Origin of the sequence: Entomohabitans teleogrylli (genome assembly GCF_001484765.1) — a bacterium.
Lineage (GTDB): Bacteria > Pseudomonadota > Gammaproteobacteria > Enterobacterales > Enterobacteriaceae > Entomohabitans > Entomohabitans teleogrylli.
Map to the genome: position 1 here is coordinate 382,576 of NZ_KQ947376.1, position 20,188 is coordinate 402,763.

The 20,188-nt window shown below is 55.6% G+C and carries 18 protein-coding genes; 11 read left to right on the top strand and 7 right to left on the bottom strand.

Going from position 1 to position 20,188, the window contains the following annotated elements; translation table 11 throughout:
• Positions 1 to 54: 54 nt before the first annotated feature.
• Positions 55 to 765 (top strand): DUF554 domain-containing protein, encoded by a 711-nt coding sequence (locus AQ981_RS01790; RefSeq protein WP_058910034.1) that lies wholly within the window; start codon positions 55 to 57, stop codon positions 763 to 765.
• Here AQ981_RS01790 and AQ981_RS01795 read toward each other — a convergent pair.
• Positions 758 to 1,027: an ATP-grasp domain-containing protein gene (locus AQ981_RS01795; RefSeq protein ID WP_058910035.1), complete on the bottom strand. Its 270-nt coding sequence runs from the start codon at positions 1,025 to 1,027 to the stop codon at positions 758 to 760. The genes AQ981_RS01790 and AQ981_RS01795 overlap by 8 nt on opposite strands.
• Positions 1,028 to 1,369: 342 nt before the next feature.
• Between AQ981_RS01795 and pcp the strand changes: the two genes are divergently transcribed.
• The 7 genes from pcp (at position 1,370) to AQ981_RS01830 (ending at position 9,328) form a co-directional block, all read left to right on the top strand.
• Entirely contained in the window at positions 1,370 to 2,014 is a 645-nt protein-coding gene (gene pcp, locus AQ981_RS01800; RefSeq protein WP_058910036.1) for a pyroglutamyl-peptidase I, read from the top strand.
• A gap of 755 nt (positions 2,015 to 2,769) precedes the next feature.
• On the top strand, positions 2,770 to 3,228 hold the full coding sequence (locus tag AQ981_RS01805) for a hypothetical protein (protein WP_058910037.1): 459 nt from the start codon (positions 2,770 to 2,772) through the stop codon (positions 3,226 to 3,228).
• A 119-nt stretch (positions 3,229 to 3,347) separates the two neighbouring features.
• The gene (locus tag AQ981_RS01810; protein ID WP_058910316.1) at positions 3,348 to 3,884 is read left to right on the top strand and encodes a fimbrial protein; all 537 of its coding nucleotides are present in this window, start codon (positions 3,348 to 3,350) and stop codon (positions 3,882 to 3,884) included.
• 147 nt (positions 3,885 to 4,031) lie between these two features.
• On the top strand, positions 4,032 to 4,694 hold the full coding sequence (locus AQ981_RS01815) for a fimbria/pilus periplasmic chaperone (protein ID WP_249226246.1): 663 nt from the start codon (positions 4,032 to 4,034) through the stop codon (positions 4,692 to 4,694).
• A complete protein-coding gene (locus tag AQ981_RS01820; RefSeq protein WP_249226247.1) occupies positions 4,675 to 7,272 on the top strand; it encodes a fimbrial outer membrane usher protein in 2,598 nt (865 codons plus the stop codon). Before AQ981_RS01815 ends, AQ981_RS01820 begins: the two co-directional genes overlap by 20 nt.
• Before the next feature lie 6 nt (positions 7,273 to 7,278).
• Positions 7,279 to 8,616, top strand: a complete 1,338-nt coding sequence (gene stbD, locus AQ981_RS01825) for a fimbrial usher protein StbD (protein ID WP_058910039.1) — start codon at positions 7,279 to 7,281, stop codon at positions 8,614 to 8,616.
• A complete protein-coding gene (locus tag AQ981_RS01830) occupies positions 8,582 to 9,328 on the top strand; it encodes a fimbria/pilus periplasmic chaperone (protein ID WP_058910040.1) in 747 nt (248 codons plus the stop codon). Before stbD ends, AQ981_RS01830 begins: the two co-directional genes overlap by 35 nt.
• A gap of 52 nt (positions 9,329 to 9,380) precedes the next feature.
• On the opposite strand, the gene AQ981_RS01835 is transcribed toward AQ981_RS01830, so the two are convergent.
• Together AQ981_RS01835 and AQ981_RS01840 are read right to left on the bottom strand one after the other, a co-directional pair.
• Positions 9,381 to 9,821, bottom strand: a complete 441-nt coding sequence (locus AQ981_RS01835) for a nucleoside 2-deoxyribosyltransferase (RefSeq protein WP_058910041.1) — start codon at positions 9,819 to 9,821, stop codon at positions 9,381 to 9,383.
• A 240-nt stretch (positions 9,822 to 10,061) separates the two neighbouring features.
• Complete coding sequence (locus AQ981_RS01840; protein WP_058910042.1) at positions 10,062 to 11,396, bottom strand: aminotransferase-like domain-containing protein; 1,335 nt, start codon at positions 11,394 to 11,396, stop codon at positions 10,062 to 10,064.
• A gap of 107 nt (positions 11,397 to 11,503) precedes the next feature.
• Here AQ981_RS01840 and AQ981_RS01845 point away from each other — a divergent pair, with 107 nt between their 5' ends.
• Positions 11,504 to 12,382, top strand: coding sequence for a DMT family transporter (locus AQ981_RS01845; protein WP_058910043.1), 879 nt, complete (start codon positions 11,504 to 11,506; stop codon positions 12,380 to 12,382).
• Positions 12,383 to 12,448: 66 nt separating this feature from the next.
• Here the strand turns inward: AQ981_RS01845 and AQ981_RS01850 are convergent, their stop codons facing one another.
• From AQ981_RS01850 to AQ981_RS01860, 3 genes are all read right to left on the bottom strand, one after another.
• Entirely contained in the window at positions 12,449 to 13,993 is a 1,545-nt protein-coding gene (locus AQ981_RS01850; protein ID WP_058910318.1) for an alpha/beta hydrolase, read from the bottom strand.
• Between the two features lie 99 nt (positions 13,994 to 14,092).
• A complete protein-coding gene (locus AQ981_RS01855) occupies positions 14,093 to 15,481 on the bottom strand; it encodes a heavy metal sensor histidine kinase (protein WP_058910044.1) in 1,389 nt (462 codons plus the stop codon).
• A 531-nt stretch (positions 15,482 to 16,012) separates the two neighbouring features.
• Complete coding sequence (locus tag AQ981_RS01860; protein ID WP_082683121.1) at positions 16,013 to 16,624, bottom strand: NAD(P)H-dependent oxidoreductase; 612 nt, start codon at positions 16,622 to 16,624, stop codon at positions 16,013 to 16,015.
• A 204-nt stretch (positions 16,625 to 16,828) separates the two neighbouring features.
• Between AQ981_RS01860 and AQ981_RS01865 the strand changes: the two genes are divergently transcribed.
• Together AQ981_RS01865 and AQ981_RS01870 are read left to right on the top strand one after the other, a co-directional pair.
• On the top strand, positions 16,829 to 17,782 hold the full coding sequence (locus tag AQ981_RS01865; RefSeq protein WP_058910045.1) for a LysR family transcriptional regulator: 954 nt from the start codon (positions 16,829 to 16,831) through the stop codon (positions 17,780 to 17,782).
• A 147-nt stretch (positions 17,783 to 17,929) separates the two neighbouring features.
• Positions 17,930 to 18,937 carry an alpha/beta fold hydrolase gene (locus tag AQ981_RS01870; protein ID WP_058910320.1) on the top strand — a complete coding sequence of 336 codons (1,008 nt, stop codon included), beginning with the start codon at positions 17,930 to 17,932 and terminating at the stop codon, positions 18,935 to 18,937.
• A gap of 39 nt (positions 18,938 to 18,976) precedes the next feature.
• Here the strand turns inward: AQ981_RS01870 and AQ981_RS01875 are convergent, their stop codons facing one another.
• Positions 18,977 to 20,056, bottom strand: coding sequence for a tartrate dehydrogenase (locus tag AQ981_RS01875; protein ID WP_058910046.1), 1,080 nt, complete (start codon positions 20,054 to 20,056; stop codon positions 18,977 to 18,979).
• Between the last annotated feature and the right edge of the window lie 132 nt (positions 20,057 to 20,188).

The window sequence follows — 20,188 nt, forward strand, 5'->3', positions numbered from 1 at the left end:
TTCTATACAATTTACGGCTACTTTTATAGTCGCAAATACGCAGAGGCCGACAGGATGACGGGACCCTGGATCAATTTTCTGGCGATACTTTCCGGTACACTTTTTGCCGTCCTGTTCAAAAAAAGAATTAATGGCGAATTGATTAAAAAAATTCCCGATATCTTTGCGCTGATTACCTTTGGTATTGGTGTTTATCTTATTGTAAAAATTGATAATTTTGTCATCGTGACGCTATCAATCATTATCGGGTTTATCATCGGCGAACTGAGTCGTCTGGAGAAAGGCGTGGTGGCGCTATCCGGCGTCTTTCAGAGAAAGTTATCAAATATCGATATATTTAAAGTTCCTCCCGCTATTTCCAGAGAGAAATATTCTGAGACCTACACTACTCTGGTGGTTTTATTCTGTACCGGGGCGACCGGCATCATCGGATCATTAACCGAGGGGATGACCGGAAACTATGACTTATTGCTGGTAAAGTCGGTCATTGATTTCTTTACCGTCATCGCCTTCTGCTTGATCCTCGGCGCATCGGTGTTTTTTATCGCGATCCCGTTATTTATTATTGAAACGACTTTATATTGCACCGCGTCCGCGCTGATGACCGAAGGCGTGCCGCTACAGGTCATACACAATTTCTCCGGATGTGGCGGCATTATTCTGATTGGCGCCGCGATGAATATCTCCGGCATCAAACGTTACCCGGTACTGTCAATCACGCCAGCGCTGGTCATCGCCTTTGTCGCGACCTGGTATTTCACCTGACTTCAGCTTTGCAGGAGCGCGCAGTGCCCTGCCTGCGCGCTCCTTGCAAAATCCCGCAGTTCGCTAAATGCCGCAGGCGGAAAGCGTCCACCAGCTTTTCCACCGGCCACTCCTTACTGTCTGAAACCTGCCCGTCGCCAATCTCTATCAAACGCAGCGTGCCCGCAGTGTTTGCTGCCACATCAATTGAATAAAAAGGCGTCTTCACCGATCGGGCGATGTCATAGACCAGATCGGGGATATGATCGTCGGCAGAAAACACCCGTTTGTTGAGTACAAATTAGATGGATTCTAAAGGCGTATTTTGTAAATGCCCTGGTGGGAGCGGTAACGCCCTGTATCACCTCCAACATAGTTACTTGCAGGGTTAACCCGTTGGCCGGACATCATGTGTGTTTCAAGCTGGGTTATGCTGGCAGTCTGGTTGCACGCGGAATGGGACTGGCACAGACGGTGATCAGACAATAACTACGCCGCGTTCTGCCATTATTTCAGCAACTACGCGCATGTGATTTACAGCCTGAGATGTTGTCATGTATTCGTTGTAAAATAATAATGTACCATTGCTCAGTCTGTGTGTTGTCGTTTGTTCAGGATAAATACTATGTCCGTCGTACTGATTACCGGTTTTGAGCCTTTTGGCGGTGAAGACATCAACCCTTCCTGGGAAGTGGTCCGGCAACTGCATCAGCGCGAAATTGCCGGCAGTCGGATCGTGGCGCGCCAGTTGCCCTGCACATTTGGCGACTCACTATCAGTGCTGAATGCGGCCATTGACGAATTTCGCCCGCGCCGCGTTCTGGCCGTGGGCCAGGCCGGAGGACGAGCAGAAATCAGCGTGGAGCGGGTGGCAATCAATATTAATGATGCGCGTATTGCGGACAACCGCGGTCAGCAGCCAATCGATACGCCGGTGATAGCCGGCGGTCCGGCGGCGTGGTTCAGTACCCTGCCAGTCAAAGCCATGGTCGCGGCGATGCGCCAGGCGGGGATCCCGGCCGCCGTCTCCCAGAGCGCGGGGACGTTTGTCTGCAACCATGTTATGTATGGCGTGCTGCATAAATTGCAGGATATAGCAGATGCGGGCGGCGGGTTTATCCACGTACCGTATCTCCCTGAACAGGCGGTCGCTCATTCAGGAGCGCCGTCGATGACCCTGGGCATGATGCGCGAGGCGCTGGAGATTGCCATTACCGTTGCATTAACCGTCGACCAGGACGTGCCGATCGTCGGCGGCACCACGCATTAATCAAGGTGCGTGGCTTGCCATGCACTCTTCCGTTTCGATCTGCCGCAACATCGCCAGCCCCTTTCACTGCCGGGTTAACTTCACTATTGCATCCGGCCTGCCCCATCTGTTCAGGGCTACGGGAAAGTCACTTAGCTGTCTCATGGCTGAAAATTTGCGCTATTGAGATTCGTCTTATCAACAGAATCAGGGGTGACTTACCAGGAATTTTTCCCGTGGCAGCTGGTGAGAATTTTGATTAAACGTGACGCAGATCGCATTTTGGTGTTTCATCATTTTTTGCGGATTACTCCTGGTTTGGGATTTTTCCCGGTCCGGCAAAAGTGCTGAAAAGCGTTTTATATTAATCACTTCTTTTTGTGAATTGTAACGATTGTTTATGTCTCAAAATCTCTGTGGCAATTGATGCTCATATTAATCATATGGTTATTTGAATTTAACGTTATGCTGTTTTTTCCCTCTGTATCACCCATTAAGAATTTTTATCAATGAACTTGAGTCATCTGCACCAGGGTGATTCTTTTCCTGATGTTTCGCCCAATAGCATTAACCAATGGAATGTTAACGTATGAATGCTACAAACAATTTCATAACCCCATGCTGATACCAGATAATCGCAACCCATCAGGGAGCGTGACTTTTTCTTAAATACAGGATGTTTAAACACAGCAATTATGACTTGTTACATAATATCTGATGACAGTTTCTTCCTGTCCGGCGTCGACGAGATTCTCAAAAGGAATTTTATAAATGGCGTGACGATTAACGTTTACTGTCAATCGCCCCCCGTTTTGATGAATAACCTGAGCGGCAATGAGATTTTAATTATTGCCGTTGATGATTTAATGGCGCGAAAACATCTGGTCAGTCACATTAATCCGTCATGCCGGGTGGTGTTTATGCCGGCTTTTCATAAAGTAGAAATAAAAACCGGCAGATTCCCCTGGGTTATCCCGCGTAACCTTAGCTGTCTGCAGTTTGTTAAATTAATCTGCACGTTAAACAACAAACATACAGATTCCGGCAAGTCAAACGAAAGTAACTGGTACTTTATGAAAAGTCTGTGCAGTGAAGATGAAATGCCGGAAGCCGGGAATAACATGAAGAGCATATCGCAGCGTAAGCGGCTTTTATTAAAAAAATATGGATTAAGCAATGCCAATTTTCATGGCGTTTTTCTGTGCCATGACATTCTTTCGTTATACCGACGGTAGATTCTTCCGGATTTTATTCGCACCAGCATCATTTTTACACCGTGGCCCTGTGCTATGGCAGCAACACCTGCCTGTACTGGCAGAATCATCATAACTTAGTGAAAAATGGAGTTTTAATTATGAAACTGAATCGCGCGTTACTTTCTGCGGCTCTGGCTTCTGTTATTTTATCCGGCAATGCGCTGGCGTCTGACAATACGATTACCTTTATGGGGGAAGTGACTGACGAGACTTGCTCTGTATCGGTGAATGGTACTGATGCGGCGCCCATCGTACTGTTGCCGACCGTTTCATCATCAACACTGTCAACCCCTGCAGATACCGCGGGCCAGACCACGTTTGACATTGGCGTGAGCGGGTGTACCGGCTCGCCTGCCGGCGTGAATATCTCTACTGTGTTTGTTGGCAACAACGTCAGTGCCGGGACCGGTAACCTGGTCAGCACCGGTACAGCTTCAGAAGTTGAAATCCAGATTCTCGACACTGCTGATACAGAAATCGATTTCAGAGATACCTTTACCGGCGCCGGCGATCTGACGCTGGCCGCAGGTGAAACTGACGCTACTGCCACTTATACTGCCCAGTATTATGCCACGGGCGCCTCTACTGCCGGTACCGTTCAGGCATCGCTGCAGTACGCTGTTTCTTATCAATAAATCCCGTTATGGCGGGGAAGTCTTCCCGCCATTTTCATCTTTCAGGAGAAACTGATGAATATTCATAGCCATGGAATCCGCTTATTTTATTTTCTCCTTTTGCTAATAACCGCTGGCTATGGTGGGCAAACCAGTGCCAGTGTGACAATGACCGGTACGCGAATTATTTATAATGGCGCGGCTAAATCGACCGATGTCCATCTGAAAAACAAAGACAATTTTCCCTATGTGATAAATACCTGGTTTGACAATGGCGACATCAATGACGGACCGGAAAAATCAGCGGCCATTCCGTTTGTCGCCACCCCGCCGGTTTTTCGCATACAGCCAGATAGCGGCCAGGTGATCCGCATTGTGTTTACTGGCGCCAAATCATTACCCGCGGATCGGGAAACCATGTTCTGGTTTAATTTCATGCAGGTTCCGCCGTCCAATCTGAAAAATGCCAAAAACAGCGACGAAAAACAAAACAGTATATTAATTATGCTGCGTAACCGGGTGAAGTTTTTTTACCGACCGGCAGGACTGGCCGGCGATCCGCAAAAAATACTCGAGAATCTGCAGGTAAAAAGAATTAGTCACAATGGCCGGGTGGGGATCTCCATCACGAATAACCAACCCTACTACGTGACCATCGCCGGGCTGCATATCGCCGGAGTATCCGGTAACCACGTTAATAAAAACGATATGATCTCCCCTTTCAGTAGTGAAAATTTCTTTTTCCCGGCGGCTGTGGCGCAAATGAAAAGTGTGCGGATCACACTGGTTAACGATCAGGGAGCGAGAATAAGTGAAAATTATTCATTATAAAAATCCGTTGCCTGCCGCATTACATTCGCCAAAATTTACGCCATTATTCGCAGCGTTGCTGTTACCGCTGCCGGCGGTTGCTGAATATTGGTTCGACCCTTCGCTGTTGCAGGGTTCCGGTTATGGCAACGGTCTGGATCTCAGTCGCTTTAACCAGGCCGACGATGACCTGCTGAGCGGTGATTATGTTCTGGATATCTACCTTAATGGTCAACTGATTCGCGGCAAAGAAACCGTTACCCTCCAGCACTCGCCGTCTGAAGCGCAACAGATTGAACCCTGTTTTACACAGGCGCAGATTGAAGCCAGCGCCATCCGCGTAACGCCGCCGGCGAATTCCGCTAACGCCGCGTCGGGATGCCGGGCTATCAGTCAACTGGGGCAGAAAATTATCTGGAATGTCGATACCGCCAGGCTGCGTTTAAATATGACCATCCCCCAGGCCGGACTGTACCGCAACCCGCGCGGCTATATCCCGGTTTCCGAATGGGATGCCGGCGCCGCGGCGCTGTTTCTACGTCACAATACCAACTTCTATCACAGCGAAAACACCGCCTCTGACTTCCGCTACAACTATCTGTGGAGCAATATTAATACCGGACTTAACTTCGGGCTCTGGCAGGTTCGTCATCAGGGAAACCTGCGCTATGCCGATAACAGCATTTCCGGCAGCCAGTACAAATACAATGCGGTGAAAACCTGGGTTCAGCGGCCGATCCCGCAAATCGACAGCATCGTCGCCATCGGTGATAACTACACCAACAGCAGCCTGTTTGGCAGCCTGTCGTTTAACGGGGTGAAACTGAGTACCGATCAGCGTATGTGGCCGCAGGGTAAGCGCGGCTACGCGCCGGAAGTGCGCGGCGTGGCCGCCACCGCCGCCCGGGTGGTGGTGCGCCAGCAGGGGAAAGTGATCCATGAAACGGCGGTCTCTCCCGGCGCTTTCGTGATTAACGATCTCTATAACACCCGCGGCCAGGGCGATTTGCAGGTCGACGTTGTCGAGGCTAACGGCCAGGTCTCTACATTTACGGTCCCCTATTCCGCGGTGCCGGACTCTGTGCGCCCCGGTAACTGGAATTACGAACTGGCGCTGGGGCACGTACGCCGCTATTACAGCATCGACAATAAATTCCTTGAAGGCGTACTGCAGCGTGGGATTAACAACAACCTGACGGCCAACATCGGCACCCGTATCGCTGATGACTACCAGGCCGGATTGCTCGGCGGCGTTCTGGCGACGCCGGTGGGCGCCTTTGGTCTGAATACCGTCTATTCACACGCCAGCGTTGAGGATGACCGCAGCGCTCAGGGATGGCGCGTGGAAGCCAGCTACAGTAAAACCTTCACCAGCGGAACTAACCTGGTACTCGCCGCCTGGCGTTATTCGACCAGCGGCTACCGCGATCTGCAGGATGTGCTGGGCGTGCGCCGCCAGCAGCAAAATCATGTCACCTACTATTCTGACACCCTGCGCCAGCGCAACAGTTTTTCCGCAACCGTCAGTCAGCCGCTCGGCGACTGGGGGATGCTCAGCCTTAACGGCAGCACCTCGGATTACTACGGCGACTCCTCACGTATTACTCAGCTACAGCTCGGTTACAGCACCAGTTGGCGCGATATCACCTTTAACCTGAATGTGGCGCGCCAGCGCAATGTGCTGACCAGTAAATACTACACCAGCGTCAACGACAGCGATTTTGATACGGATAATCAGCGTAAATACACCGAGAATACGGTTTCACTGGGGATTTCGGTGCCGTTTGATTTTGGCAGCAGTCGTTCGCAGATCAATCTGGATATGAACCGCAACGCTAACTACAAAACCGCCACGCTGGGAATGAGCGGCACCGTTGGCGAGAAAAGTAATACCTCTTACTCGGTTTATGCCGGCGTGGAGCGCGACAAGCGGGAAAGCCGCGACAGCGCTACTTTTGGCGGTAACCTGGAACATCGCACCGCGGTGGGCGCCTTGCGCGCCTCGGCGTCGAAAGGCCAGGATTATCGCCAGTATGGGCTGGGGATGTCCGGTACCCTGGTGGCGCACCGCGGTGGTTTAACCGCCGGGCCTTACACCAGTGACACTTTCGCGCTGGTCGAAGCGCCCGGCGCCCGGGGAGCCACGGTCCGCAACGGTCAGGGAGCGGAAATCGATCGCTTCGGCTATGCGCTGTTACCCAATATGACCCCCTATCGCTATAACAACATCAGCCTCGACAGTCTGGAGATGAGTGATGATGTTGAACTGGTGGGCGGCAGTAAACGGGTGGTTCCTTATGCTGGCGCTATCACACACGTGAAATTCGCCACCATCAACGGCAAAGCCGCGCTGATCAACACCGTTTTACCCGACAACAGCCAGCCGCCAATGGGGGCGGAGGTCACCAACAGCGACGGAGAATCGGTGGGCATGGTTGGCCAGGGCGGACAAATTTATGCGCGTCTCCCGGCACAGTCCGGCGTGCTGTACGTGGAATGGGGAAATGATAAAGCCCGGCGCTGCCAGGTGTATTACCAGTTGCCGGCAACCACCGACGCTCCGCTGTACCAGTTAACCCTTCCCTGCCGCCAGGAGTAATCGCTGATGAAATATGCATTTTCTCTGTCCTGCCTGTTACTGACGACACTCTATTGCACAGTAACGCCAGCATCCTGTATCAGGGTAATATCCACCAGTTCCCTCTCGCAGGCCGCACTGGCCGCCGGGTATACCGCGGCTAACTGGACCGGAGCCACTGACGCTGAGTCACGGGGAAAACTGGGGTTGCCGGCAGTGATATCGCTAAGTAACGGCGGTGTCGGGTTTCAGCCGGAAGGCACCCTGCTGGCCAGTTCGGCGGCCACCTTTGTGCCGGCAGCGCGCACTGCCGGATATGCGGCGAATCAGATTTTGTTCCGCTGCAACGTCACCGATTTGGGGAGCATTTATGAATACTACGCCACCAATGGAGATGACGCCTGGGGAGGAATGTATGACGTCCCCGCTATTGAGGGCGCCTACTATACCTATCTAAAAAACGTCGCGGTACGGCTGACCAACCTGAAGAGCGGGGAATATTACTCCCGCTACTGGAAGAATCGCGCAATACCTGAATCCGATGTTTTTAACGACGGCACCTATATTTATGTTCCCGCCAGTGCGTTCAGCGATGTCTTCGTCGAATTATTTCGGGTTGATGATGCCAGTAAAGGTTCTGACAGTAGCAATCGCAGCACTTATAGCTGGGCAGGACCAGCGGGTTATATTGCCTTTCAGGGCGGCGGGTTAAGTCCCTCGCTCTCTGTCGGTAGCGACAGCAGGACCAACTATAATGGCTGGGCCAGTACCTGGCCCGGCGGCTGGAGCCTGTACAACCAGAGCGCATTCGTCAGAGGAGCGGCCTGCCGCATCAGCGATTATCCGGCGATTGTTACGTTGCCGACTATCACCGTCGCGGAACTGGCCAGCGGTAGCACCAGCCAGGCGGCTTTCTCAGTGAATGTCGAATGCGAATCTGGCGCTAAATCCGGCACCGCGGCATCAACCACTTCGTCTGCCAATGTAGCGATGGGGTTTCTGGTCAATAATGCCAGCGCGGCCAGCGCAGCCAGGACATTGGGGCTGATGACCGCCTCCGGGGGTTATACCTGGTTGCTGAGCAATAATTACGGTTCTTCCGGGACGGCTTCCGGGGTAGGGCTGCGCATCTACAGCGATAAATTCTCCGGCCAGCCGCTTAACCTGCTACCCAGCGCTACCACCATGACGACCGGCAATGCCGGCGGCTGGTATGGCTATCAGGATCTGACCACCCTCAGCGCCTCGGGGAGTACCAACATTTACACCGGTGATTTTACCGCCTCGCTGGAGGCGATTCCCGGTCAGACCATCACTTCAGGAGTCGTCTATGCTCAGCTTCAGGTGCTGGTTAGCTTTCAATAGCCGCCCTGCTACCGCGGCGTTGCTGCTGGCAGGTAGCCTGTCGGGCGGGTCACTGTGGGCGGTGGTCAATACCGAGGTCACCCGGGTGGTATTTAATGGCGATGAAAACAGCGTTTCGCTGGCGCTGAGCAACTCGCCACAGCAGCCCACGCTGGTACAGCTCTGGGTGGATGAAGGCGATCCGCGCGTGGCGCCGGACAGTGTGAAAACGCCGTTAACGATCCTGCCGCCGGTATTCCGCATGGAGCCCGGTGAATTGCGCAGCGTCAAACTGCTGTTAGCGGACCGGGATACATTGCCCCGGGACCGGGAGTCCCTGTACTGGCTGAATATTTACCAGATCCCGCCGTTGACCGCGCAGGATGAGCGCCAGCAGCAAAAAGTGATCCTGCCGCTGCGCATCCGTATGAAGCTGTTCATCCGCCCAGCCGGCGTGGCGCCGCTGCGCGAACAGGATGGTGGAAAGCTGACCTTTCGCTTTCTGCCGCGCCAGCGCCAGTTGGTTATCGACAATCCCGGCCCCTGGCATATGACCCTGAGCGGCCTGAGCTGCGGTAACTACCGGCTCGATAGCGTGATGGTACCGCCGGCGACGCACCTGCCAGTGACCCTGACTGGCGCGGACGGTCCCTGTCAGACGGTGAACTATGAGGTGGTCAACGACAGCGGCAACCGCTGGTCTTATACCGTACCCGCCGGTAGTGAGCGGTAAACGGGTAGGCTTTCAGGAAAGCGGTCGCGTACTCTGACGCGACCGGGGATCATCAAAAAACATCGCCGGTAAAGACGTTTTTCTCCAGTCTGGTGAAATCGTAGCTCGCCAGCTCTTCAACGCTGTTGACATAGCGGGTCAGGCTTTCAGAGATCATGAGATTTAACGTATGGCCTTTTTCCTGAACGATTATCAGCGGCTTTTTAAACGCATGCGCATAGCCTATCTCATAGGCGGTGCCGCTATCGACGTGGTCTTCAAAAAAATCGACCACCGCCACCACGACCGTCGCTTCGTCGAGATGTTTAATATCATTTTTAAAGATAAAGTCGCGCCACGGCATACTGCCATATTCCAGATTATCCGGGTCGGCCAGCCGCGGCGAAAAATATTTATCTACCGTTTTATTCTTTTCCAGCGCCTGCTCGACACGTTGCACCCGGTCAATCTGATCGTCGCTGAAAAACGGACTGGCCAGATAAATATTTACCATAAAGACTCTCCTGAAGGGTTGTTTCACAAACTGCCGCCAGCATGCAATACGCTGCTCTGCCGGTAGTTACGTTTCCTTAACGCAAGGCGCCATCATAGCCAGCGGGTCGAGATATTGTAAAGGCCACTGGCCCCCCTTCAGGTAACCGGATTAAGAATTAACTGATGCCGGATTTTATTTGCCGGGTGATGGCACTGGTCGCTATGGGCATAGTCTGATCACTCCGGCGTGCCCGGATCTTCACCAGGCAGAATAATAATCAATGATGTCCCTGGCGCTCTGCACGGCGCGCTCCAGCTCTCCCATTGTCACGGAACCCAGCGCCAGCCGTAGCGCGTGGGGGATGTGCGTCGATGTGCAAAAAGGCGCCGCGGTTGATACGGTAATTTTCTCTTTTAACAGCGCGCTGGCTACCCTGTCTGCGCGCACCTCCTCTCCCAGAGGAAGCCAGATGAACCATGAACAGGGATAGCTTTGGTAAACCAGCGGCTCAAGAATGGCCCGGGCTCGCCTCTGGCGCTGCCGGGCATCCTGTTTTTTGGCTGCTTCCAGCCTGTCTACCGTTCCGTCCTGGATCCAGTTGCTGACTATTGCCGCCATCACCACCGGGGTATTCCAGGTCGTTGCCCGGATGGCCCGTTCCACAGGCGCGTTTTTCCCTTCCGGCACCACCACCATAGCCACCCGCAGCCCGGTGGCGACATTTTTTGAAAAGCCGGACAAATAGACCGTACGCTCCGGCGCCGCGCAGTGTAGCGGCGCCGGAGCATCGTCAACCATCCAGGCGTAGGCGGCGTCCTCAATGAGTAACAAATCGTAGCGGCGGGCAACCTCTGCCAGTTGTCTGCGCGTCGCTTCGTCCATCACTATACCCAGCGGATTGTGCAGGGTGGGCATGGTGTAGACTGCCCTGATGCGGCGCGTCTGACACTGTTTCTCCAGATCATCAGGATCGAGCCCGCGCGCATTACCCCGCACCGGCAATAGTTCGATGTGAAACTGTTCCGCCAGCACTTTGAAACCGGGGTAGGTAAACATATCCACCGCCACCACATCGCCGGGTTTCAGCAGTCCCATTATGGTGACCGTCAGACCGTGCTGTATCCCGTTAACGATCAGCACATTCTCCGGCGTACAGTGAACGCCCTGTCCGGCCAGATATTGTGTAAAGATGCTGCGCTCCTGATACCGGCCGCCATGGGGCTGATAGCGTAGCATCGCCTCTATATCTCCGGCGCCGGAAAGCTGTCTGAGCGCTTTGCGCAATAGCTCCGCCTGTTCCGGCAATGACGGGTAGTTAAAGTTCAGATCCAGCACGTCAGTGGCAATGGCATATTGATCGACGCCCTGCCCCGCTGGCAGCGCCAGCTCCCGGACAAATGTTCCTCTGCCCGTTTCGCCGCTCACCAGCCCTGCCGCCTCCAGTTCGCCATAGACCCGGGTCGCGGTCGCCAGAGAAATGCGCTGTTCGGCGGCAAGGCGGCGATGAGTTGGCAGTCGGGTTCCGGCGGGCAATTTTCCGCTGTGAATGTCCTCGGCAAAACTATCGACCAGAGCTTTATATCGCGCTTTCACGGCATTGTATCCATGACAATAATTTGATTGTCATAAATTGTGGTGGGTATGCTTTTTCCCGTCAAGGGCGCTGGCCGCAACATTATGAACGCTGACGGGAGGATAAAATGACAGACAAAACAACATATCGTTCGCTAAACGGGTGGCTGAACGGGTTGATCGGGGTGGTGATTTTCAGTGCTTCCCTTCCCGCCACCCGTGTGGCGGTACTGGATTTTGATCCCCTCTTTCTTACCGCCGCCCGGGCTTCGATCGCGGGCGCGCTGGCGATCATTATCACAATTCTGTTTAACGCGCCGAAACCGCAAAAATCTCAGCTACTGGCGCTGTTGACTGTCGCCCTCGGCGTGGTGATGGGATTTCCCCTGTTGACCGCGCTGGCCCTGCAGCACGTCAGCTCAGCCCACTCAATCGTATTTCTCGGGCTGTTGCCGCTGGCGACGGCGGTTTTTGGCGTTATGCGCGGCGGTGAACGGCCCGGCCGCGCATTCTGGGGATTTTCGGCGCTGGGAAGCCTGCTGGTTGTCGGGTTTGCGGTCCGTCAGGATATTACCGTGTCGCTGTGTGGCGATCTGTTGATGCTGGCGGCGGTGCTGGTGTGTGGTCTCGGATACGCCGAAGGCGCCAAACTGACCCGAGTGATGGGCGGCTGGCAAGTGATTAGCTGGGCGCTGATACTCTCCCTGCCATTAATGTTGCCGCTGGCGCTGGCGACACAGCCGGCGACGTTCAGCAGTATTGGAAAACCGGCCTGGTATGCGCTGGGTTATGTTGCGCTTTTCAGCATGCTGATCGGTTTTATTTTCTGGTACCGGGGGTTGGCTCAGGGCGGTATTGCCACGGTCGGCCAGCTCCAGTTATTGCAACCCTTCTTCGGCCTGGCGCTTTCCGCTGCGTTGCTCAATGAATCCATCAGCCCCTTGATGATGGGCACCTGCATGGGCGTCATCCTGTGCGTGTTCGGTTCGCGTAAATGGGCACGATAACTCAGCCGTAACGTACGGGTTTGCTGTGAATCGCCGGGTGATAACCATAACCGCCAGCCATCAATATTACGGCTGGTCGGTCAGCGGTATTCCTGCGCGAATGCACGGCACCACGTCCGGCCGATCGCTACAGGCGATATTATGATCGAGACGCGCCTGTATATACGGATAAAACGGGTTTGATGTCGCGCGCATCAGCGATTCCGGTTCGACAATCAGCACCGATGATTCGCCGCGCAGGGAAATGGTCCCCAGACTGATACCGTACTGATTTTTGGGCTGCGGCTGGCTGCCGTACAGCGGATCGCTGATCGGGAACGGCACCGCGACGTGGGACAGCGAGTACATCTCCTGCGGATAGCGGATACCCAGCGGGCGCACCCTCTCCTCGCGCTGGCCGGCGGCGATATGCCTTTCCACCGTCAGCGGCGATGACGCAGAGGCATTGCCGATTACCGTGACGTTATAGCGCCGCGCCATGGGCGGCAGCAGTGTCGTCACGGCGGAGTATGAGGCCGGGCGAAACAACGCAGCGAAACTGCCCGCCTGGTTGATATCAAAAAGTACCAGTTCACTGCCGTTATCACTCAGGTAGTCATACAGCGACTCCACCACTGCCCGGGTACTGACCGTGGAATCCATCACCGACTGAAACGTCAGGACTGGCGGCAACTGATCGAGCAACTGACGACGGCTGTCGTCAATAATTTGCTGTTGCAGCGTACGGCTCAACAGCCACGACTGGCGGGCGGCGTTGACCGGAAACGAATTATATTTGAATGGATTGAACTCCGGGGTGATGTTCAGCCAGGCAGCTTTGGCGAACGCCGGGAAGAACGCCGGCACCCCGGCCAGCCCGGCGAAACGGGCAAAGCGGGTTACGCCAATCATCGGCGACAACAGAACAATTTGCTGGGGGCGGCGTAACGAGGCGTCGCTGAGACTGTCGAGGGCGTACTTCATGGCCAGCGCGCCGCCGTTGGAATAACCGACAATATGCAGCGGCAGCGCCGGTCCCGCCAGGCGACTGGCCTCGCGCACCGCCAGACGTGTGGTCGCCAGCCAGTCCTGCCATACCACCTGCGTCAGCGCCCCGGGTACCGTTCCGTGTCCCGGCAGACGCGGCGCTACGGCGATAAATCCCCGGCGCTGGTAATTTTCCGCGATCGATTTCAGGCTATACGGCGCATCGGTCAGACCGTGCAGCAGAACCACCGCCCCGCGCGGCTGGCCTGTCGGCATCAGGATAAACGAACGGTTCCAGTCGCGGGGAAAGCGACCGGGGTACACCAGGCTACCCGGGTAATAGCGATTCAGCGAGGTACGCTGATCCGCCGCGATGTCATCGCTGACCTGCTGCTTTAGCGCGCGAAACAGCGCATCTTCCTGCGCCAGCCAGCTCGCAAAACTGGCGGCGTCAATGGCCTCTGCGGACATCTCCTCCGGCGCCCAACTGTGCCAGCGCTGCAGGGCCGGTCCGCTTTGTGATTCGTAAATGCGGCCAATAAAAAACACCGCCAGCAGGATAGCTATCCCGGCGGCTAGCTTCTTCACGAGCTGAAAAGCATTGGCTGATAATTTCTGAGTTACGCCTGCAAGGCGCCTGGTTATCGTCAAAATTGCGTGTCCGTCAGCGGCTGTGGCGGCGCAGAACCAGCGGTTCGCGCCAGACGGTAAATATCTTACCATCAACCGCCGGATATCTCGGCCTCAGTGCGGCAGACGGATACAAAACAGAATGTTTTCCCCCTGCCGTTGCGCGGTCAGCGTCCCGCCGTGAGCCTGAATAATCGCCCGGGTAATCGACAGCCCCAGCCCGGCCCCCTCGCGATACTGCGAACGGGCGCCGTCGGCCCGCCAGAAGCGGTCGAACAGCCGGTCAAGGTTATCGGCGCTGAGCTGCGCGGTGGCATTCATCACGCAAATCTCCACCGCGGCGTCATGGCGGAGAATATCGACGCTGATAGTCGTGCGCTCAGGGGAATATTTAATCGCGTTAACCAGCAAATTACTGAAAGCGCGCCGCAGCATATCCTCATCCCCCTGTACAGTCGCCGCGCCGCTCAACGCGATATTTTTTCCACTCTCGCTGGTCAGCGGTTCAAACATTTCGATAAGCGCCCGCCACTGCTCTTCAAGCCGGATAGCGCCGCTGTGCAACTGTAGCAGGCCGTTTTCCGAGCGCGCCAGAAACAGCATGTCATTACACATCCGTGACAGCCGCTTCAACTCCTCAAGATTGGCGAACAAAATTTCCCGGTACTGCTCGCCTTCGCGCTCTCTGGCGAGCGCATACTGGGTCTGCATCATCAGGTTGCTGATCGGGGTTCTGATTTCATGGGCAATATCCGAAGAAAACGCCGACAGCCGGCGAAAGGAATCCTCCAGCCGCGCCAGCATGGCGTTGAATTCCCGGGCGGCGCCGGCGATTTCCGGCGGCGCCAGCGTGGCGTCGAGCCGTTTATCGAGTTGACTGCTCGTGATGCCGGATGCCAGATGCGTCATCTTACGCAGCGGCCTCAGGCCCAGCCGCGCCGTTAACCAGCCGAGTAACACCGCGATAAACATCAGTCCCAGATTAAACCAGAACAGCCAGCGCCTCAGGGTCGCGAGAAATTGAAGCCGATCGTCAACATTCACCGCCACGGTGAGGGTCAGAGGGTGAGCGCTGTCCGCAGCGCGAATCGATTGCGACAGATAACGCCAGTTGCGCCGATCGCGGTCGGTAAGTAGCAGACTTCCGGCAGGCGTCTCAGTAACATGCAAAAAATCCGCCGTGGACTGCCACGGATCTGACGACAGCGCAATAATATTATTTTGCCGTGGATCTTTTATTACCACCAACAGCCCGCGGTGACCGACCAGCGCGGCGCTGATTTTTTCCTGCAGCGCCTGGTTATTGACATTATTGTCCGACCATTCACTCTTCAGCAGTCGGGAAATAGACTGTAATTTCCCCTCAATAAAGTTATTTTCCAGCGTGGCGAAATTAGCTTTAATCGCCGACAGCAGAAAAAAGCATGACGACCACCAGACAGCCAGCATAACGCAGGAGAAAATCAGGCTAAGTCGCGCCACCAGCGAAAGTTTTCTTTTCATTACCCGTCTCTTTGCGCAATACCCTAAAACGCCATCGCCCGGACGACAGGGCATACCGGCGCTTTCCCGGAAAACTGGCGGTCTGCGGATGACCGATGGATGCAGGGTTATCCGCCCACAGTTAAATAGTTTTCGCGCCAGATAAAAATAACGCTATCACAAAACCGCCATCATTTTGATGACATTATTGTCAGAATGAACTCAGCAGCTAATTAATGGCACTATTACATTTTCATGGAAAATGAAATTAATGCAATTTATCGGTGTTGTGAATAATATAATCAGCTGCGCTGACCGACATTTCCCGGGAAAAGAATAACGGTGAGTTTAATTAATCGAAGATTAAACGAGGGCCCGGTTGATTCTACATCCTGCTCATCGATGCCCGAGCAATGTATATCACCGGCACGATCCTGCTGGTAGCCGGTGGGGATTTGAGTTAATCATCCGGGATGAAATGCGCGGTGATTTTTGATGCCGTGCGTAGCCTTGCTCTGGAGGTGAGCGATTGCTCACCATAAAGGATAATAACTAGTTTTCCAGACGCGCGATCAGTTGCTGCTGATAGTCGGCCAGTTGCGCGCCGGAGACCCCCTGAAACGCCAGCGGCGGCAGAAATGTCATCCCGGCGTGCAGCGCGCTGGCCTGCATTGGGGTGAATACCTCATCCAGCGCGACGCCGATTCTGCCGGATTTGCCGTAAGTACTGTCGCCCCCCGCCGCGGTAGTGACCAGCAGCATCTCTTTACCCCGCCACAGCCCCGGTCCGACACTGCCCCACACCTCATTGAGATAGGCTTTCATCATCGGCGTGATATTGAACCAGTGGGTCGGGAACATAAATACGATGCGCTGGTGCTGCCCGGTGATATCGCGCTCCTGTGACCCGTTAATCGCACGGGTATCAAAACCATACAGGCTTTCCAGATTACGTACCGTCACCCCGTCGACACGCTCTGCCGCTTGCTGTAATCCTTTGATCATCACAGAACGTTCCGGATAAGGGTGTGAAACAATCACCAGGGTTTTGATGCGCGCCTGATGCGGCTTGTCGGCGGCCTGCGCCGGCTGAACGGCCAGGATACCGCTGGCCTGAGAGAGCGCCAGTACCAGACCAGCCTGCAAAAGATGACGTCGGTTCATGGTGAGACTCCTTGTTGGGTCGGTTACTCCGTCCCGCGCGGTCGGAGGTTGCCTGTCCGGGAACCTCATGCCACGCGGCGATAACCAGAGTATGCCCTGTGCGCCAGGTCGCGTTAATAACCTGTAGTGTTGAAGAACAGATAACCTGAAGTTGATAATTGCCGGCATACTGAACGCTTTCTGATCAGCGACCCGGGGATATCAATGCAACTCACACAGCGCGTACCGGCCATCCTCTCTTTTGTCGCCGCCTGCGATAGCGGCAGCTTTGCCGCCGCGGCCCGCGCTCTGGGGATAAGCGCTGCGGCAGTCAGCAAGAATGTCGCCAGCCTCGAGAAAACGCTGGGCATTCGTCTGATGAATCGTACCACCCGCAAACTGAGCCTGACGGAAGAAGGCGCGGCGTTTCTCAACCAGGCCCGGGTTGCGCTGGAGGCGCTGGATAGCGCCGTGGATACCGTGATGTCCGGCAAGCGTGAAACCAGCGGCCGGGTGCGGATCTCCAGCAGCGCCGCGTTTGGCCGGCAGCAGCTCCTGCCGGCGCTGCCCGGTCTCAGGGCGCGCTATCCGGCCCTTTCTGTCGAGGTCGACTTTGACGATCGGGTCGTCGATCTGGTGCGCGATGGCTACGATCTGGCGATCAGAGGCGGGCGTATCGTTGACTCTTCGCTGGTGTCCCGTCCGGTATGCCCGTTAAAGATGATTCTGGTCGCCGCGCCGGATTATCTCCGGCGGTATGGCATTCCCCGATCGCCTGGTGATTTAACCGGCCATCATCTTATCGCCCGGCGCTTTCTTGGCGGTAAAGCGTCGCCGTGGGGATTTCGCGCCGCCGACGGCAGTCTGACCACCCTTGACCCCGGGTCGGCCGTGGTGACGCTTTCCGCGCCTGAAGCGCTGGTGGAGGCCGCCTGCCTCGGTCTGGGCATCGCTCAGGTCGGCGTACACCATGCGCTGGCGCACCTCAGGGCCGGAAAACTACAGATCGTACTGGCGGATCAACACGATCCCGGCGATTACCAGATGGTGCTCCAGTACCCGCACCGGGCGCTGATGGCGCCGCGGGTGCGCGCCGTGGTCGACTATCTGCTGGAGATCTTCCGCGCGGATGAGACCCTGCGCTGCCCGCCGCGCCAGCTTAAACGCTACCAGGCGTAGTCACCCGTCTCCGGCGGGTGGATGTCGCGCAGCGGCGATCGGACCTTTACCGCGCTTTACATTACGTCCCGCTGCCGATGCTCTACATTTTATATTTTGCTGCCGCTTGCCTGCGGCATTTTCCTGTTGCTGATGGAGAGCCTGCCCATGCCTTCCCGACGATTATCCTGCGTCGCCCTGCTCGTTGCCCTGTCCGCGCCGGCGCTGGCCGCCGACACCCCCTCTTACGGCGTTCAACTGGAAGGGTTTGATTATGCCTGGCCGGTAAAATACTTCACTTTCACTTCCCAGAACCAGTCGCTGGAAATGGCCTATCTGGATGTGCAGCCGGCAAAGGCCAATGGGCGCACGGTGGTGCTGATGCACGGTAAAAATTTCTGTGCCGGTACCTGGGAAACCACCATCCGCGACCTGACGGCTGCCGGATATCGGGTCGTGGCGCCGGATCAAATCGGTTTTTGTAAGTCCACCAAGCCGCGCCAGTATCAGTACACCTTCCAGCAACTGGCCGATAATACCCATGCGCTGCTGCAACACCTTGGTATTGATAAGGTCACGGTGATCGGCCATTCCACTGGCGGTATGCTGGCTACCCGTTATGCACTGCTGTGGCCACAGCAGGTGCAACAACTGGTGATGGTCAACCCCATCGGGCTGGAAGACTGGAAAACCCGTGGGGTGCCGTATCAGACGGTGGATAAGTGGTATCAGCGCGAACTGAAAACCAGCGCCGACGGCATTCGCCAGTATGAAAAGAACACTTATTATGTCGGGGAGTGGAAACCAGAATATGAGCGCTGGGTGACGATGCTTGCCGGTCTCAACAATGGCCCGGGGAAACAGCTGGTGGCGTGGAACTCCGCCCTGCTCTACGACATGATCTATACCCAGCCGGTTATCTATGAATTTGGCGAACTGCAAATGCCGGTGCTGCTGATGATTGGCACCCGGGATAATACCGCCATTGGTAAAGATCTGGCGCCGCCGGAGATTCGCCAGCAGCTCGGTAACTACGCGCAGTTAGGTAAAGAGGCCGCCAGACGTATCCCTCGCGCCACGCTGGTGGAGTTCGATGATCTGGGGCACGCGCCGCAGATGCAGGACCCGGCGCGTTTTCACCAGGCGCTGTTGAAAGGGCTTGAATCAGCGAGCTAAGCGCCAGCGCACGGGGGCACTGCCCGTGCGCCATTTTCGCTACCGCGCTTCCAGGGTACGGGCTATCGCGGCGCCCGCCTGCTGCGTGGAGGCGCAGCCGCCCAGATCGCGGGTCAGACCATCGCCGCTGGCCAGGGTGTGTTCAATCGCTTCCAGTACCGCCTTGCCGGCATCGTGATACCCCAGGTGTTCCAGCATCATGGCGCCGCACCAGATCTGGCCGATCGGGTTGGCGATATTCTGGCCGGCAATATCCGGCGCCGAGCCGTGAACCGGCTCAAACAGGCTCGGATAACGGCGGTCCGGATTGATATTGGCCGACGGCGCGATGCCGATGGTCCCGGTACAGGCCGGCCCGAGGTCGGAGAGAATATCGCCGAACAGGTTGCTGGCCACCACGACGTCAAAACGATCCGGGTGCAGCACGAAATTCGCGGTCAGGATATCAATATGGTATTTGTCGACCCGAACGTCGGGATACGCCGGGCTCATCGCTTCCACGCGGCTGTCCCAGTACGGCATGGTAATGGCAATGCCGTTAGATTTGGTGGCCGAGGTGAGATGTTTTTTCGGCCGGCTGTGCGCCAGTTCGAAAGCGTACTTCAGAATGCGGTCCACCCCGGTGCGGGTCATCACCGTCTCCTGAATCACCACTTCGCGGTCGGTTCCCGGAAACATGGTGCCGCCGACGCTGGAGTATTCACCTTCGGTGTTTTCGCGCACCACATAGAAATCGATATCCCCCGGCTGGCGATTGGCCAGCGGCGCTTTTACGCCCGGCATCAGGCGTACCGGCCGCAGATTGACATACTGATCGAATTCGCGGCGGAACTGCAGCAGTGACCCCCACAGCGACACATGATCCGGCACCACATCCGGCCACCCTACCGCGCCAAAATAGATGGCGTCAAAGGTCTTCAGCTCAGCAAACCAGTCGTCGGGCAGCATTTTGCCGTGCATCTGCCAGTATTCGGCGCTGGCATAGTCGAACCACTGCCACTCAAGCGCGATACCGAATTTTCTGGCGGCGACCTCCAGCACTCTGATCCCTTCCGGCATCACCTCTTTACCAATACCGTCGCCGGGGATGACGGCAATTCTGTGTATGCTTTTTCCCATCGTTCAGCCCTATTGTCTGTTCACGTAGCGTTAGATTTTTTATTCTGAAATACAGCGCGTTACCGCGCCTCATTCTACCCTGATACGCCAGCCGGAAGATGGCGGTGGCGCAGCGGAACGGGAAAAATTATC